This window comes from Lysinibacillus sp. UBA5994, assembly GCF_002429725.1.
GTDB classification, from domain to species: domain Bacteria; phylum Bacillota; class Bacilli; order Bacillales_A; family Planococcaceae; genus Lysinibacillus; species Lysinibacillus capsici.
Genome location: NZ_DJAU01000006.1, coordinates 1 through 18006, shown reverse-complemented (window position 1 = coordinate 18006; position 18006 = coordinate 1). Strand labels below are relative to the sequence as shown.

Here is an 18006-nt window from a genome sequence, read left to right as displayed (position 1 = left end):
TTTTGACGGTCTTATTTTTTGCAATAACCTCTTTTTTATACTGTGTACAAATGGCGAAATGACGTACTCTGATGAATGGCGTTACTTGGATAAATTTTTATGTGTCTGCTCATGCTGAAGCAGCCATTCTTTACGCCACATCCCGCCTCCATAACCTGTCAGCGTTCCATTGGAGCCGATAATTCGATGACATGGCACAACAATGCTGATATTATTTTTACCATTCGCACTACCAACAGCCCTTACAGCTTTTTCATTGTTAATAGCAATGGCGATATCCTTATATGAAGCCGTTTCACCAAATCCTACACTCGGTAAAACATGCCAAACAGCTTGTTGAAAATCTGTACCTCGAAAAACATAAGGAAATGAAAACTCCTGACGATCACCTAGAAAATACTCATGCAATTGCTTAACACATTCTAGTAAAACTTCAGGTGTGTCTTGCTGAGGAGCATTGACGACCTGCTCTCGCTCTGCAAAGTTAATGGCATCAATTGCTGTATCACTTCCCTCAACTTCTATAATCCCAATTGGTGATGAATAATCTAATTTATACCGTTTCATACAATGACCTCCATAAATAAAAGGTGGCATAAGCTTGCCAGCCTTGCCAATGTTCCGCATAGTTCTTTAATTCTTCAATTGTTGGTTTTCGTTCTAATGCTAGTTGTATTTTTAAAGCATTATGTAGACCTACATCTGCTATAGGAAATGCTGTCGGTTGTTGCAGACATTTCATAAGCACATAATCTGCTGTCCATGCACCAATTCCTCGAATGTCCATTAATCGTTTTTTCATGGCTTCGTAGTCCTCTTGTTGCCACAGCAAATTTTTTGTCAATTTTCCGCTTGCGATAATTTTGGCAATATCAATAATGTATTCTGATTTCCTCCGTGTAAATTGGAGGTGGATTAAATCATCTACCTCAATAACGGCTATTCTCTCTGGCGTTGGAAACAGCCAGTAGCTTTGCCCCTCAAAGTAAACATATTCTCCAAAATGCTCGACAAATCTCTTTTTTAACATATAGGCAAAAGTTAAATTTATTTGTTGACCAATAATTGCCCAAACTAATGCTTCAAATAAATCAGGAATCCCGATTAACCGTAATCCGTTATATTTCTTCACAAGTGGCTTTAGGATTTGATCGTTTTCAGCCATCTGGTAATACCCCTGCAAATCCTTTGTTAAATCAAACCACTCTGCGATATATTGTGCGATGATCGCCTGTTCATGGCTAGCTGGCTGTTTCATTGGAAATATTACTATTATTTTATGTGCTTGTTCAGTTATTTCACATAAAATAAATTGTTCATCAATCTTCAATAATTTGTAGAGCACATCATCCTTTATATGGTGAAGTATTTCGTGATGTGAGCGCTTTAAGAACTGCAAACACTCTCTATAATTAAATGCTTGTGGTAACTCGATAACTAAATAGCCAACATCGTTTGTCCATTTCATATCATGTCCCCCTGCAACGATAGGTTACGGTATTCTGTAGGCGAACAATTTTTCAGCCGTCGAAAAACTTTATAAAAATTAGATGGGCTTTGAAAGCCAGCTTCATAACATATTTCTAAATTTGTAAAGTCGGTATGTTTTAATAGATGGGCAGCCTTATCAATTCTGATTTTCTCTAAATACGTTCGAGGCGTCTCAGCAGTCTCTTGTTTAAATAGTCGTTCAAGGTGAAAGGGACTGAGGCCAACATGCTCCGCCATATCCTGTAAAGTCACTCTTTGTTTATATGCGTTCATAATAAAAGTCGTGACATTTTTAATCAATTGCGTGTGTGGGGAATGTTCGATTTCAGGCTGACATCGTTTACATGCCCGATAGCCAGCCGCCTCTACCTTTTGGATATCTTCATAAAATTCAACATTCATTTTTTTCGGCTTTCTGGATTTACAGGAAGGACGGCAATAAATCTTAGTAGTTTTAACCGCTGTATAAAAAAGCCCATCATAGGTTTGATCACATGTTATAATCTTTTCCCACTTTTCCTCAAAAGATAAATTGATGGCATTGTCCACGATTATCTCACCTCATTCCCATCGACTATATATATAACGCAGAAGTATCTTGGTCTTTTAATAATTGTGCAGCATGCTGTGTTAAATGCGCAATTATTTTATCTGAAAGTGCATTTCCAAAGCTAAAGCGTTTCACCCCTAATTCTTTTAGTAGCTTGACATTCGTTAAACTAGGTAATGAAAGAAGATTAATGGGCGCATTTATATTACGAGTCATCGCGCTTATTTCATTGGCATCTGTTAAGCCTGGGATAAATATACCACTTGCTCCGCTCTCAATATAAGCTTTTGCTCTTGTTATTGTTTCTTCAAATGGTTGCTCTAATTGAAAATACGTATCTGTTCGAGCATTAATAAAGAAATCTTTATAGCCATGATTATCTAATTCTTTCCTCATGTTTGTTAATAAATAACAGTGTTCAATTATGCTTCTTAAGCCTGTTTGATGTTTAAGGGAATCTTCAATGTTAATCCCTGCTACTCCCACATCTGCCGTTCTCAAAACATTGTCGATAATACTTTGTTCATCATGGCCATACCCCGCTTCTATATCTGCTGATACGGGTATCTTGACTTGCTCTGTAATGGATTGAATAATTGTTAGATGTCGTTGAAAATCGATTTGTTCACCGTCTGCATAGCCAAGTGAGTTCGCTATGCCCCAGCTTGTTGTGCCGATTGCTTGAAAGCCTGCCTTTTCTAATGTTAATGCTGATATAACATCCCAAGCATTCCCAATAAATAATAGCTCTTGTGAAAAATGTAAATCATAAAATTGCTGAATTTTTGACATAATATAAGCCTCCATGCTGTTTGTTAGACATTATATTATCAGGAACCACCCCTTTATTTCGTCCTCAATCTTGCTGTTATGGTCAATAATAATGTTTTAGCAAATAACATGGAAAATACAATAGTCAGAAAAATAAATTTATTCACACTTATTATCCTAGTTATGTTCGCTCTCATCCCCCCTGTTAGCGCAATAGCCCAACAGATAAGCTGCTAGATCCTCTTGTGTTAGGACAGCATTTAATTCCAAAATGGTCTCCATCGAAGATATATTGAGTGATCTCCATGATCATTCTTTTGTGGCTAGTAATCAATCGTATCCATTCTTCTGGCATACGAGAGATACTATTTGGTTACATTTATCCATGGATAATATTTGAATAGATAAAAATGAATCCTATTGGCTAGAGGTAACAGATAAACTAGATAGCATTGATATGTATATCATTATTGGAGTGACTTGCTTTGTGATGGGCAAATACAATTCATTCCTTATTATCTAGATGTGACAAGGCTTTATATTAGGCCAAACACCATGGTAGAAATCGTGTGGAATTTTTACTAGATCATACAAAACCGGAGACGAAAACAGAGGCGTCATTACCTTGACGCCTCTATTTCCGTGTTTACATATTGATTTGTGAATAATCAACTTGTATAAATAGTAAAAAAACTATTCGCAGCCTTTTTAGCTATTCATCATTATGTTTAAAAAAGCTGGCTTTGGAAGAAACCAATGTTAGTTCTAAACTAAATTAAGTAAGTGCCTGTTCCTTGGAAAGCTTTCGTTGTAAAGCAATTTCTCGGCGTTTTTCTTTCGTCACACGCTGCCAAATGACTACTGTAATGAATCCAATAATAGCTAAGCCTAATAAAATACCAAAGAATACTTTATAGCCCGCTGTGCCACCCCAGTAATCTAAACAAGCACCTGCAATGATTGGCATAAAGATTTCACCACTATAACCAATTATCATCAGTGGCATGGACACAGTTCCTGTTGATTCTACTGGATAATCGCCTTCTACTAGAATTGCAAAATGCATCGCTTGCAAAGCATACATAGATGTATAGATAATCCCAATGAACACTAAAAGCATAAGGATAAAAGAAGCTTTTCCTGGTAATAAAATGAGCCCTACTAAACCAAATGCTAATAAAATATAGCCGATTAACACCATATTCGACACACCAATTCGGTCGCCTATGATTCCTGCACTAAAACTACCAATTGGACGACAATATTGCGAGAAGTAGCCCAAAGCCGCAGCAATTAACGTAGACGCACCAAATGCGGCCGTTGCATAAGGTGTAATGTAATAATAGCTAATAATCATCGCGTAGGACGTAAAGATAAGTATAGTCGCAAGCCAGGTAGTTGGCATCTTCAACACTTTCCAAAGGACTGCCCAATCAAACGTTTTACTGCTCTCTCTATCTTCTGGACTGACAGTTGCTTGATCTGGATCTTTATACAGCATCATAATCATGAGGCCCAACAAAAGACAAATCACAGAATACACTGTAATAACTGCTGAAAGAGCCATTTTATCACTCATATGTTTTGCAAAAAAAGCAAAGATCCCTAAAATCACAGCAGATTGAATAATGTTGGTTACACCACGTCCGCCTTCAAAAAATCCAAAAGCTTTTCCTTGTTCATTTTCAGAGCCTAAAGAACGAACCGCTTTTACTAATGCTCCCCAGAACGTCATAATGGACGTGATTCCCCAAGCAGCATGAATCAGTAGAAGTACTGGATAGGGTGGATACAATAATAATGTAAACCCTAATAATCCTGTGGCTACTAAAGAAATGGTTAATAAATATTTCGTTTTCCAACGATCTGCACAAAATCCTCCAAAAATATAGGAAATTAAACAACAAACACCATATGCACTACCAAGTGTCCCCATTTGTGTATTGGTTAAATGAAATGCATCCAGAAAGACATCATAATAGTAGTTTCTAAAATAAGGCAATGCGTAAATTAAGGCACCTGAAACAGCTAAAATAACTAAAGTAGCTGTATTCTTTTTTAACTTAGCTTCCATATGTTTACCCCTTATATGTTATTTACAAGCCATGACGTTTAATTTTTTGATTCCATTCCTTATGGAAGACTTGTTTGTCATTTTCTTTGATGACCATTTCCCCAAAAATTTGGAAGTTTTCCTGATCGGATGTTTTGGTAACCGTAATATCCGCGTCAATCCACCAGCCTTCACGACCAATTTTCATCTTTTGATAGATTGTATACTGAGCTGACAGTGGATCAGCATTCGTTAAGGTTAATTCTCGTTTCAAATTATGTTCTACAGTGACATCAATATCATCAAAGCGATAAATACCTTCACCAAATACGCCTCCAACCCCATCTGTAATGCATGTCCATGTATCTGTTAAAATATCATAGGATATAGAACGATCAACTCTTCCTTCTTGCAGCGTTGTGATTGGCGTTAATGGTGCACTTTCAGCATTCATATTAGGTCCTACAACCTGCTGACCATGGAAGGTTGGCAATGATAAGGTAGCCGTTTCTAGATTTAATGTCAATGTAGCGTCTTCTGGCATTGGCCAAAACATCGGCCAAAACGTTGTAGCTAAGGATAGGCGTAAACGATGCCCCGCTTTAAATTGATGGCCACAGCAATCTAACTGAACAAAGGCCTTCACTTTTTCACCAGGTGTTAACAGGTCAACATGATCATGCCCATTTAAGTGTGTCAGGTTCATCACGCCATAGGATACACGAGTGACAGCTCCATCAGGTGCTACGTCTGATAGCTGTGCAAATAGCATTGCATGTGGTTTGTCACTCATTAATTCCACTTCAAATTTTGGATAGCCCACAATCTCTAAGGCTTTCTCTAGCCTATCCGTTTCAAAAACCATGGCCATTCCATCATCTAATCGTTGGTCTGCTGGACTTTCACCTAGTACGCCAGCGCCCATCCATTCACCAGATAAAAGACCATGATTTTGAGGAGTTTTTAGTAGGACTTGCTCTTGTTGCTCACTGCGGTTTTCTACTAGTTTTCCATGTGTCAGTTGATACACCTTAGTTTGTATCGATTCCGCTGCTGGCCACGATTCTAAACCAACCCAATAGCCTTTGCTGATTGGTTTCTTAACGGATGGCTCCATGCTCTCTTCTACCCAGACATTCACCATTGGTCCATCCATTACATCGTTGTCTATTCCTTTTAACCAATGATCCCACCATTTCACAGCTTCTTGTAGAAAGCCCATTGCTGGACCCGGTACTCCATCGTGGGGATAAACATGTGCCCATGGGCCAATGATGCCTTTTCTCGGAACAGAAAGCCCTTCCATTAAACTTAAGACTGTGTTTGTATAGGAATCTTCCCAGCCATCTAGCGCAAAAACTGGGATTTCTATGTCTTGATAATTTTCACAAACTGAACCATGTTTCCAATAATCGTCTCTTGTTTGATGCTCCATCCATTGTGCCATCCACAAAGGCATATTTTCTAATCGTTCCATCCATTTATCACGCCAGCTATCGCCAACAATATGTGGATCAATTGGACGTAACTGGTAGGCTAACATAATAGCACCCCACCAGAAGTTATCGTTTAACAAGCAACCGCCCTTATAGTGAATATCATTGTTATAACGATCATCTGTAAAGCCTACGGTAATAATCGCCTTTAACGCCTTTGGTCGACGAGCTGCTACTTGTAGAGAATTAAATCCGCCCCACGATTTCCCCATCATCCCAATATTGCCATCACACCAGCTTTGGTTAGCAATCCATTCAATGACTTCAAGGGCATCATCCTGCTCTTGCTTTAGATATTCGTCCTTTAATAAACCATCTGACTCACCTGAACCTCGCATATCCACTCGTACAACAGCATAACCATGTCCTGCAAAATAACCGTGCATAGGCTCATCTCTTGCTCTTGTCCCATCTGTTTTACGATAAGGAATATACTCTAAAATGGCTGGTACTTTCTCTCCCAATTTTACATTTGGTAGCCAAATACGACTTGAAAGCCTTGTGCCGTCTGCTAACTCGATCCATGTGTTTTCAATCGTTTCATATGTACACTCAAATTGTGTCACAATTTTTTTACTCATTGTATAATCCTCCCCTTGTGTCTAAGTGCAAGACTCCTAGTTATAACATCCTCTTCGTCTAATTATTCCGAATCTTGATTATTTAGTAATCATGATTATAAAATAATTGTGATTAGTATATCACCTGAAATTCTAATGCACAACTCTGAAAATGACAAAAGCTAATGCTATAATGAAAGAAGATAATTAAAATTGCTATGCTATAATAAGTTTAAATCAGCTACAAGAAGGTAAATATATACATTTAATTAATGATTTTACAGTAATTAATTGTTTGTTAGGGGGATATTACTTTGAAGAAAAAGGAAATACAAAGGAGTCGTATGTGGAAATACTTTGTAGATGCCACTGCGGAAATCATCGAAGAAGAAGGGCTGGAAAATGTCACAATCCGAAAGGTTGCTGATAAAGCAGGTTACAACAGTGCTACTATCTACAATTATTTTTCAGAAGTCTCGCATCTTCTATTTTTTGCATCGATGAGATGCATGCAAGATTATACCAACGAAGTTGCTCGCTACATAGAAAGAGGCAAAGATCCTATTGAAAAATACTTATTGGCTTGGGAGTGCTTTTGTCAATATTCCTTCAAACAACCTCAGATTTTTCACGCAGTCTTTATCATGGATTTAGGGGAAACACCAGAAGCACTATTGGAAAATTATTATAATTTTTACCCCAATGATTTAATCAATATCCCTGATGATTTAAAGACCATTTTATTTCAACACAGTCTAACGAAACGAGGGCGTTCTATGTTAGAGATCGCTTTAAAAGAAGGCTACTTAACTGAAGGCAATGTTGATGCCATCAATGAAATCACACTATTAATTTGGCAAGGTATGTTTACAAACCTATTGAATAATCGCAAAAGTTATGATGCCAAACAAGCAACGGCAATCACTATGAAATATATTACAGAAATCGTTCGTAATGCTAACCTTTTTGATGAGCAAACTAAAAATAAGCAATGAGAATCATACTAGCAATTGCCTTTCTTTAAACGCTTCTACAATACGTAAAAACCCCTTCTAGCAATGCTAAAAGGGGTTTCTGCTATTTTTGCCAATGATTTAGTTCCTTTAACAATTCGGGTAGCTGCAATTTCTTTACATCGATAGGTGGTAATGCCTTAATAAACTCTTTCCCATATGACTTACTAGTAATTCGTCGGTCTAGGACAATAAAAGCTCCTTTATCCTGCGAAGAACGTATTAATCGACCAAAGCCTTGCTTAAACCTCATGATCGCTTCTGGTAAGGAAAGCTCCGTAAAGGAATTGCGGCCTAGAGTAGTTAGATGCTTTGCCCTCGCCTTAAAAACAGGCTCTTCTGGTGAAGAAAATGGTAATCGTACGACAATAACAGAGGCAAGTGCATCTCCTGGAACATCTACCCCCTCCCAAAAACTGTTTGTGCCAAATAGAACGGCATGACTAAATTTTTGGAAGGATTTTAGAATGCGCATACGGCTACCGCCTGTAACACCTTGTGCAAATAGCATGTAATCATCTAATAGTTCACTATCTTGGATAAGCTCAACTGTTTTTCGTAGCATATCCTGTGCTGTAAAGAGTACAAAGCAACGCCCTTCTGTCATTCGAACAGTCCGCGTAATTGCATGGGCAACAGCCTCAATGTATTCTTCTTGGCTGACATGCTGAATATCTGGCATATCGGTGACGATAAATGCCTTAGCCCCAGCATAGTAGGCTGGTGGAGCTTGTAGTTTCAAGACTTCAACATTATCAGAAATGCCTAGCTGGCGTGTAACAAAGCGCTCATTGCCTGGTACCGTTAATGTGCCTGATGTCCAAACAATACTAGCTTGCTGACGTAATGGTGCTAATACTTGTTCAATTATTGGCGTCACATTGACAGGCTTCTTAAAAACATGGAGACTGCCAGGGACACTCCGTACATCAAATTCTAACCAAACAGAATTGCCTTCCTGTGGTGACAGAAAAATATCGTCCCATTCAGCAATTTTTATCTTCACTTCTCGAATCCAATATTGCCATTCAGATAATACATATTGATCGTTTTTATCTAGCTGCTCAATCGCATTTTCGAACGACTGTGTAATGCTAGTAGCGAGATCCAGCCATTGCTGGGTTAGTTTGCTTACTTGTGCAAACGTTTCTTTCGCAAATGAAACATCCTCTAAAAACAAGGTGCATTTACTACCTGCTTGTTTCCCTTTCATTTGCTGTTGCAATTTTTGAATAGTTCTCTGGATTGTTTCATCAAATGTCCGCTGCAAACGTATGAATTGTGCATCAAGATGCTGTAAATTTTGCATGGCTACTCGCTGTTTTCTCTTAGCTGCCTGGCAAAACTGTTGAAATAAAGCCGTGTCCTCCATCGTACCAATTTGTCCAAAAATATACTTCCATTGTGTATAGGAGAAGACTACTTCATCCTGCTGCATAGCTGCCTGAATAAATTGATGCGCCTCGTCAATAATCCAGCCATCTATTTCTGTAAAAAGTGGTGTTTGACGCACTAAATCACTTAAAACCATGGCATGATTCGTTACAATACAGTCAGCAACTGCACTGTTCTTTAAAGCTTGCTCATAGAAATCAAAGCCCTTTGAAGGCTTGTCATTCGGTATTTTTCGGATTTTCTCTAAAAACAGTTGTCCGCCACCAGAAACATTGAGCTCGCTCAACACACCAGTCTCTGTTTTGGTCAACCACACAAGTATTTGTAAAATAGTAAATGTATCATCATAGGATTCATCAGCATATGCCATACATTGCTCAAAGCGATCGAGATCAATATAATGCTGCATTCCCTTCAGCACACACAAATTCACCTTTGTCCCAAGGATTTTTTCGATCTTTGGTAGCTCTTCTTCTACAAGCTGTTCTTGTAAATAGGAAGTATACGTACTGATGGCAATCTTTTTATTAACAGCACGGGCAAATAAGATGGCTGGAAGTAAATAGCCAGCAGTTTTACCAATACCTGTAGAAGCTTCAATCACGCACTCCTGTTGTTCATGTAATGCCCGCCAAATCGTGTCCATCATGTCAAATTGTGCAGGACGTTCCTCAAAATTTGGCAGTGCCTTTGACATTAAAGTTATTTTCTCATCTACTGATTGAGGGTAGGCAATCGTTTCTGTCACATGCTCATGCTTATTTCGACCATTGCCAATCGCAAAATTACGGTAATAGTGTACATTTTCGCGGCCCGTCGTATGCTGGCGCTTAATTTGCAACGCCTCAAAAAAAAGCTGAGAAATATTTGATTTTAAGCGAAAGGAACGCTTATGCATCTGTTCAAGTGTAAGCTGTGGTAAACTTAGTAGCTCCTTCCAGCAATGCTTGAATAGCTCCGCTGTCGCGCGAGCATCGTCATCCGCTCGATGAGCATTTGCTAACTCAATATTTAAATCGGCCGCTAAATCCCCTAGCTTAAAACCAAGGGACATAGGGAACAAAATTTTAGCTAGCTCCACCGTATCCATTTTTTTACCTTGCCATTTCGGTAGTCCAGCACGTTTAAACTCTGCTTGTAAAAAGGATAAGTCAAAATCTGCATTATGTGCAACAAATACACAGTCAGCAAGTAGCTCATATATGTAATCCGCATGCGCTTCAAATGGGAAGGCATCCTTTACATCCTCATTCGTTATATGCGTTAAATCTTGAATGAAAGTTGGAATAGCTTTCCCTGGATTAATGAACTTCGTATAGGTACGCTCAATTTCCCAATCCTTCATAATAACAATGGCAATTTGAATCATCCGGTCCCCATTGGCTGGTGAATGACCAGTTGTCTCCAAATCTACAATTGCATATTTTTGACTTTCCATCATACATCTCAACTCACAGTTCACATTAGATAAGTTGAATTTTATCATATTATTGGCTTTGCGGCATCCTTTCTCCTCTTTGTTGAATCACCGCATCCATACAAAAAACGCAACCTTTGAGAAATCAATCCCCTAAGGTTGCGTTGTGGAATCGTTATGGAGTGCTTACTCAAACAACGTTACGCTTATTGTTTTTTTGCTACATCAACAATACGACCTTCTGTTGTTGTTTTCACTTCTTTTAATGATAATAAGTGTTCTTGGAAATTTTCCCAGTCAGATAAACCTAAATCTGTTACGTGACCTTCTTCGTAAATTTTTCTAAATACTTCATAGCCATCCCCACCTTGCTTAGCAGTAAAGGCGTTTGTTGCTACTGTATATGTTTTATCATCTTCAAATGCTACATACTTACCTGTTGCTTGATCTAAGTATTCAAACGATACTATGCGAGAGCCTGCTTCTTTTGAAGAATCATATTGTAATTTTGCACCTGCAATTTGTAAGAAGCCTCCAAATTGATTTGGTGCTTGTCCTACAGATAGTTCAAATGCTTCTTTTAATTGAGCACCTGTTATATCCATAAGTGCTAATGTGTTACCAAAAGGTAGTACTGTCATAACATGACCTACAGTAATTTCACCTGCTGGAATCGTCTCGCGAATACCACCACCATTTGTAAATGCCATCACAACTTTTTTATCTGAGTATTGTTGTGATTTTGCTAACATGCCATCTGTAATGAGATTACCTAATGCCGCTTCTTGTGTACGTACTAATTCACGTGATCCATCTAATGCTTCATTAAGTTTTACACCAATCTCTTGTTTCATGATTGCATCTACTTTTTCTTTAAACGGTGCAAGTTTTTCTAATGCCGCTTTATCCTCTGCTACTTTACCAAGGTCGATTAATTCACCATTATATTCAGTCACAACACCATTTCCATCAAATGTTACATCTAGTGTACCTAAATACTTTACATACTCATTAGCTTGTACAATTAATGTAGCCTCTTTTGCTTCGCCAGCTGTATTTGTATCTACGATAAATGGTTTGTCTAATTTTGTATGATCATGTGCACCTACAATAATGTCAATACCATCTACATTTTTTGCTAATAGTTGGTCATTATCTATATTCGCATTATCTTCAAATCCAATATGTGTTAAGGCGATAATTTTGTTAACCCCCATACCTTCAAAAGCCGCTACTGCTTTTTTGGCCTCTTCAATGTAATTTGAGAATGTTACTTTATCTGGAGATGCAACAGCTTTTGTTTCTTCTGTTGTTAAACCAAAAATACCAACTTTTTCTCCATCAATTTCTTTTACAATACCAGAATAAATTTTACCATTTTCAGGTTCACTTGAAATTAAGTCTGTAAATAAACCAGTGAATTTATCATCTGCTGAGAAATCTGTATTGGCATCCACAAATGGGAATTTAGCCCCTTTAACAAAATCCGCTAATGCTTGATGACCTTCAGGAGAGGCACCTAAATCAAATTCATGGTTACCAAATACCATTGCATCAAAGCCAATTTCATTTAATAGCGCTAGATCTGCTTGTCCATGGAATTCATTGAAATATAATGTACCATTAAATGCATCGCCAGCATGTAATGTTAAAACATTTTTCTTTGCTTCCCTTTGTTCTTTTACAGCTGTCGCCAATTTAGGTAATTCATTTGCATGAGCATGTGTATCATTCACATGTAAAATCGATAATGAGAAGGCATCTGCTGGTGTTTCTGGAGTCTCTGGAGTTTCTGGTGTTTCTGGGTTTGATTTTGTTAGAGCCTCAGCAATAAATGTTGCCAGTTGTCCACGTGTAACTTTTTCACTAGCCTCATGATTTTTTGCACTTTCTAGCTCTGGTAATGTTGGGATAGATGCTAAAATTTTTGCTAAATCACCATGTGTAATTGTTTGGTTTGGACGGAAAGTATTATCTCCATAGCCTGTAATGACATTTAATCCTACAAGGGCTGCAATCGAGCCATAATAAGGATTTGATGCACTAATATCCGTAAATTTTGGATCCTCTACTTCTTTTGTGTCCAATTTTAATGCGCCTGCAATCATTTTTGCCGCTTGTCCACGTGTGACATTTGTATCTGGTTTGAATGTACCATCTGGGTAACCACTAATAATCCCTGCTGCATAAAGTGTAGAAATGCCTTCAAAATCTGCATGACTTTCCTTTACATCCGAAAAAGGACTTGCTGCTGATGCTGGTACTACCGCTACCGCTGTTACAGCCAATGCTGCTGCAGTTACTGTTAAAAATTTGTTACGTTTATTTTCCATGACAAATGATACCTCCACTAGTAAAATGATGTACTAACAACTAAATTCTACATAAATATGACGCAAAATACTAGAACATTTGTAAAATTATAATTTTGTTAACTAGTTTAATAGTAATAAAAGCAAATTTTTGCCAGTAACTTTTGATATAAACGTAATCGCAAAAAAGGAGGATTGGCTATGCTTTGCCATCCTCCTCTCTAGTATTAATTTATTCTATGGCTGAATTCACATCACAGTTGCTTCTGGCTCGTGTGCGATCATTTCCTTAATTGTATTGCCCTCTCCCATGATGGCTACAGTTGGTTGATGGTCTTTTGCCTCATGATTATCCACATACACATAGGAAATAATAATGACAATATCACCACGCTGCACAAGTCTTGCTGCTGCGCCATTAACACAAATGACACCTGATCCTCGTTCACCAGCTATAATATATGTTTCAAAACGAGCGCCATTATTGTTATTAACAACATGTACTTTTTCGTTTGCCAGCATACCTACTGCATCTAAAATATCTTCATCTATTGTTATGGAGCCTACATAGTTTAAATCTGCCTGTGTCACTGTTGCACGGTGGATTTTACTATTCATCATCATACGTAACATACTATAGTCCCTCTTTCACAGTAAAAATACAATTATCGATTAAACGTGTTTTACCTATATAAACAGCTGCTGCCAACAAAACTTGCTGAGTTGCAGTTGTCACTGGTGTTAAATCTGGATATGTTAATAATTCAATATAATCAATGCGGCCATGTGTTCTTGCATGAATATGAGCTTTTGCTTTTGCAAGTGCTTTATCAGCATCACCATTCGCTAAAAAGCTATCGCGAGCCAACTGTAATGCCTCATTGATCGCTGGAGCCTCTTGTCGCTCTGACTCACTTAAATAGACATTACGGGAAGATTTCGCTAAACCGTCCTCCTCGCGTACAATTGGGACAACACGCATTTCTAAAGGGAAATTAAAATCACGTACCATTGTCGCAATAATCGCAACCTGCTGTGCATCTTTTTGACCGAAATAAGCTCTTGTTGGCAGTGTTAAATGAAATAATTTAGAGACAACCTGTAAAACACCATCAAAATGACCAGGACGACTTGCACCACAAAGAATGGTAGCCTGCTCACCTGCATGTAGACGAATCCCTCCATCTTGAGGATACATTTCTTCCACACTTGGTGCGAACACAATATCAACGCCCACAGATTCAGCTAATGCAGTATCTCTAGGCAAATCACGAGGATAACTTTCAAAATCCTCATTTGGCCCAAATTGTGTTGGGTTGACAAATATACTCATCACAACGACATCATTTTCTACACGAGCTGTTTGTGCTAATGTTAAATGACCTTCATGTAAATAGCCCATTGTCGGAACAAGTCCAATCGTTTTTTGAGCATGCTTAGCTGCTTGAATTTCTGTGTCTAATGCCTGTATGGTCGTGATGACTTTCATCATTTAACGCCTCCATATAGCTGATCTAATGCTTCCTCTTTCATTGTGAAGAAATGCTTTGGAGCTGGGAAAGTACCCGCTTTCACTGCTTCTACGTAACCCATCATCCCCGCGCTTGCTTCTTTGCCCATATCAGCAAATTGTTGAACAAATTTCGGTACATGGTGCGAACCGTAGCTTAGCATGTCATGATACACCAGCACTTGTCCATCAGCCTCAATACCAGCGCCTATGCCAATGGTTGGAATAACAAGACTAGCTGAAACAATTTCTGTCAGCTGATGAGGGATACATTCCAACACGACTGCACATGCTCCAGCCGCTTCGCATTGTTTTGCTTCTTCAAGCAGTGTAGCAGCCTGTTCAGCTGTTTTTCCTTGTACCTTATAACCACCAAGCACTCCCGCTGATTGAGGCAACAAGCCTAAGTGAGCTACTACTGGAATACCAGCTGACGTTAATTTACGAATGACAGGTATAACTTCACCTGCCCCCTCAACCTTTAAAGCATCTGCTCCTGTTTGTTGCATCATCGCAATGGCTGTTTTGAGTGTCTCATTGACATCGCCATGATAAGAACCAAAGGGCATATCAACAACTATAAACGTATCCTTTGCCCCTCGTCTTACTGCTTTTGCATGATGAACCATATCCGCTACAGTTACAGGCATTGTAGAATCATAGCCAAGCACGACCATTCCAAGTGAATCCCCGACTAGTATCATCTCAACGCCAGCTTCTTCCGCGAATTTAGCAGCTGGATAATCATAGGCCGTCACCATCACAATTTTCTCGCCTGCCGCTTTCATCTTTAAAAAATCTGTTGTCGTTCTCATTTTGTAGTCCTCCTTTTTTAAAGGAAGAAAACAGAAAAACCCTTCTGGCCGAAAATAGACAGAAGGGTAGTGTGTCGTTCAATGATAAAAAGACCCCTGAAAGAGGCAATAGCTTACAAAATGAAAGCTATATTTGAACGTATCGTTTTCTTCCGTCCCTGTCTAAAAGATCAAGGCAGATATTTGATAGTATAGTCTATTGCGTTTTTGAAGGTGCCGTTCACAATGGATACTGCCCTTCGCACATACTATAACAGATTTTCCTATTAATCTTCAAATATTATTTTCTTACAATATCTTCGTCTAACAACATTGGAAAAAATTTTCTTTTAGAATTGACAATCAATGTTATACGTCATATACTATCCACATACTATATGTCATATAATATAAAATGAAGTATAGGTATTACATGTGAGGTGAAAAGATGACATTTCAGCTTGGTTCAGCTTTACTTGATGCTTGTGTACTGGCTATTGTCGAGAAAGAGGACGCCTACGGTTATTCTTTAACACAGCAGGTACAATCAGTCATGGAGATTTCAGAGTCTACACTGTATCCTGTATTACGCCGCTTACAAAAAGCGCATTACTTAACAACGTACGATCAACCTTATCAAGGTAGAAATAGACGCTATTATCAAATTACAGAGCAAGGACGTATACGATTATTAGAGCTATTAAAAGAATGGCAAATGTATAAGGAAAAGGTTGATTGTGTACTTTTAGGAGGGAATTTAGATGGATAGAGCAAGCTATTTGAAACAGCTACGAGGAAAATTACGTCGGCTTCCTGCGCATGAGTTAGACGCTGCGCTTGCCTATTATGAAGAATACTTTGAGGAAGCTGGAGAGGAAAATGAGCATCAGGTCATTTCACAACTTGGCTCTCCTTCACACGTCGCCTCACAAATATTAGCTGATTTCGCATTAAAGGATTTAGAAACCTCCTCGGCAAAATCAACAAAAAAGAATATGTCTGCCATTTGGCTCATTATTCTAGCTATACTGTCTGCGCCCCTTTCATTGCCATTACTTGCAACAGCCATTGCACTCATTTTTTCATTTGGCGCAGTCATTATCAGCTTAATCTTTGCTATTGTCGCAACTGTTATTAGTATTTTTGCTGGTGGCGTTGTGGCGATCATTTCAGGTTTCTTAATTTTAACAGAGCATTGGCCGACCGCACTGCTCTTTATGGGTGTCGGGTTAATCGTAACGGGCTTGGGCGTCCTACTGTTCCCAGTTGTTGCTCGTGTTATCAAGAAAACCGTTGTTGTCTCTGTTGAAACATTAGGCAGACTGTTCCATAAAATGACAAAGAAGCAAAAAAAGGGGGACTTCTAAATGACGTCAAAAAATACCCTTATTGCCATGACAATGATTGCATTAGGCATTCTACTCGCATTGATTGGCTATTTTTCAGGGGGTCGCTGGCTGATTCTTAAAGATTCAGAGGGTCTTTATGTCCCAAGTAATACTAAATTAATAAGTCATTCTCATGCTTTAGATGCATTCACAAGCATTAATATCGTAAATGATTATGGAGATGTGGAGATTGTTGCAAGTGATAGTGACTATAAATTAGACACAAAGGTCCATGAGCAAGAAGATGTAACATATCATATTGATAACGGAACTTTAACCATCGAAACAATGGCAAAGAAAAAGGATGGTTTTCAATTTGGCTTCGGTAACCTCTCTTCCCCTTCAATCAAACTCTATGTCCCAAAAGATACAAAAATAGAGGCGATTGTAATAGACAGTAATTTTGGCGATACAGCCATTCATGGGCTCCAGTATCAGCAGCTTAATCTCATCCAGGATTATGGAGATATTACTTTCAACAGCACGACGGGTGACAAAACAGAGATTAGGCAGTCCTTTGGTGATTTGACGCTTCAGCAACTTACTAGTAACGGCTTCACTATTGAGAGCGAGCATGGAGATATCGATATAGATGGCACATTAAATGGGCAAACAACCATTACCTCTAGTTTTGGCGATACAACGATTCACTTACAAAACAAACAAAATGATGTAGGCTATGCTCTCAAAACAGACTTCGGTGATGTGACTATTAATGATGAAGAACAAAGTGGCACCGTGACTCAGGTAACGAAGGGTGAGCACCAACTGAATGTTTCCTTATCACATGGTGATATAGATGTGTCACTAAAATAAAGAATAGACAATAAAAGAAGCTGCAAGTACAGGACATTACTTGCAGTTTCTCATATTGTTGAAAAACAAAACCATTAATAGAATTTTTGTGAAAGGTGAAAATGGTTTCCGTTGCAGACTACTTTCTTTCGTGTGGGCGAGCGCCGATCCCACGGGAGTCAAGTAGCCTTCCACTTTAACCTACAAAAGTGTTACCTTTTAGCAAAGGTTTTCAAATAAAGTGAAGGTGTTCACGACTCTTTATGAAGAGGTGCTGTTACGCATGACTTCCCCACATTGAAAATAAGAGTCTATCGATTCTCTAATAATACAAATAATGGATTATTTTGTTCGCTACGGCCAGTATGAAAGATAAAGCAAAGACACTTTTGCAGAATGGTTGATTGGAGTGGAGCCAGCGTCACTCCTAGGGGATTTAGTGAACTGCACCCAAAATATTG

General features: G+C 38.5%; 15 protein-coding genes. 4 read left to right on the top strand and 11 right to left on the bottom strand.

Going from position 1 to position 18006, the window contains the following annotated elements; translation table 11 throughout:
- Positions 1-81: 81 nt before the first annotated feature.
- The 6 genes from B3D98_RS02110 to B3D98_RS02085 all read right to left on the bottom strand — a co-directional run bounded on the left by B3D98_RS02110 (position 82) and on the right by B3D98_RS02085 (position 6942).
- Positions 82-567, bottom strand: coding sequence for a methylated-DNA--[protein]-cysteine S-methyltransferase (locus B3D98_RS02110; protein WP_048389877.1), 486 nt, complete (start codon positions 565-567; stop codon positions 82-84).
- Positions 554-1468, bottom strand: coding sequence for a DNA-3-methyladenine glycosylase family protein (locus B3D98_RS02105; protein WP_288580060.1), 915 nt, complete (start codon positions 1466-1468; stop codon positions 554-556). Before B3D98_RS02105 ends, B3D98_RS02110 begins: the two co-directional genes overlap by 14 nt.
- Positions 1465-2040 carry a bifunctional transcriptional activator/DNA repair enzyme AdaA gene (locus tag B3D98_RS02100; protein ID WP_054550722.1) on the bottom strand — a complete coding sequence of 192 codons (576 nt, stop codon included), beginning with the start codon at positions 2038-2040 and terminating at the stop codon, positions 1465-1467. The genes B3D98_RS02105 and B3D98_RS02100 overlap by 4 nt, the downstream gene beginning before the upstream one ends.
- Positions 2041-2065: 25 nt before the next feature.
- Entirely contained in the window at positions 2066-2833 is a 768-nt protein-coding gene (locus tag B3D98_RS02095) for an isocitrate lyase/PEP mutase family protein (protein WP_048389871.1), read from the bottom strand.
- Between the two features lie 754 nt (positions 2834-3587).
- Positions 3588-4886, bottom strand: coding sequence for an MFS transporter (locus tag B3D98_RS02090; protein WP_048389869.1), 1299 nt, complete (start codon positions 4884-4886; stop codon positions 3588-3590).
- 22 nt (positions 4887-4908) lie between these two features.
- Positions 4909-6942 (bottom strand): CocE/NonD family hydrolase, encoded by a 2034-nt coding sequence (locus B3D98_RS02085; RefSeq protein ID WP_288580050.1) that lies wholly within the window; start codon positions 6940-6942, stop codon positions 4909-4911.
- Positions 6943-7265: 323 nt separating this feature from the next.
- Between B3D98_RS02085 and B3D98_RS02080 the strand changes: the two genes are divergently transcribed.
- On the top strand, positions 7266-7916 hold the full coding sequence (locus B3D98_RS02080; protein WP_103119060.1) for a TetR/AcrR family transcriptional regulator: 651 nt from the start codon (positions 7266-7268) through the stop codon (positions 7914-7916).
- An 82-nt stretch (positions 7917-7998) separates the two neighbouring features.
- Here B3D98_RS02080 and dinG read toward each other — a convergent pair whose 3' ends face one another.
- The 5 genes from dinG to panB all read right to left on the bottom strand — a co-directional run bounded on the left by dinG (position 7999) and on the right by panB (position 15383).
- Complete coding sequence (gene dinG / locus B3D98_RS02075) at positions 7999-10770, bottom strand: ATP-dependent DNA helicase DinG (RefSeq protein ID WP_115673435.1); 2772 nt, start codon at positions 10768-10770, stop codon at positions 7999-8001.
- Between the two features lie 182 nt (positions 10771-10952).
- The gene (locus tag B3D98_RS02070) at positions 10953-13079 is read right to left on the bottom strand and encodes a 5'-nucleotidase C-terminal domain-containing protein (RefSeq protein WP_288580042.1); all 2127 of its coding nucleotides are present in this window, start codon (positions 13077-13079) and stop codon (positions 10953-10955) included.
- 228 nt (positions 13080-13307) lie between these two features.
- Complete coding sequence (gene panD / locus B3D98_RS02065; RefSeq protein ID WP_009370842.1) at positions 13308-13691, bottom strand: aspartate 1-decarboxylase; 384 nt, start codon at positions 13689-13691, stop codon at positions 13308-13310.
- Between the two features lies 1 nt (position 13692).
- Positions 13693-14547, bottom strand: coding sequence for a pantoate--beta-alanine ligase (panC, locus tag B3D98_RS02060; protein ID WP_288580081.1), 855 nt, complete (start codon positions 14545-14547; stop codon positions 13693-13695).
- Positions 14547-15383 carry a 3-methyl-2-oxobutanoate hydroxymethyltransferase gene (gene panB, locus B3D98_RS02055; protein WP_288580035.1) on the bottom strand — a complete coding sequence of 279 codons (837 nt, stop codon included), beginning with the start codon at positions 15381-15383 and terminating at the stop codon, positions 14547-14549. Before panB ends, panC begins: the two co-directional genes overlap by 1 nt.
- Positions 15384-15810: 427 nt before the next feature.
- Here panB and B3D98_RS02050 point away from each other — a divergent pair, with 427 nt between their 5' ends.
- Genes B3D98_RS02050 through B3D98_RS02040 form a run of 3 tightly spaced genes read left to right on the top strand, consistent with a single transcriptional unit; the run spans position 15811 to position 17566 of the window.
- Entirely contained in the window at positions 15811-16131 is a 321-nt protein-coding gene (locus B3D98_RS02050; RefSeq protein ID WP_004232706.1) for a PadR family transcriptional regulator, read from the top strand.
- Complete coding sequence (locus tag B3D98_RS02045) at positions 16124-16729, top strand: DUF1700 domain-containing protein (protein ID WP_066037628.1); 606 nt, start codon at positions 16124-16126, stop codon at positions 16727-16729. Before B3D98_RS02050 ends, B3D98_RS02045 begins: the two co-directional genes overlap by 8 nt.
- The gene (locus B3D98_RS02040; RefSeq protein WP_288580020.1) at positions 16730-17566 is read left to right on the top strand and encodes a DUF4097 family beta strand repeat-containing protein; all 837 of its coding nucleotides are present in this window, start codon (positions 16730-16732) and stop codon (positions 17564-17566) included. It begins immediately after the preceding gene.
- Positions 17567-18006: the final 440 nt, after the last annotated feature.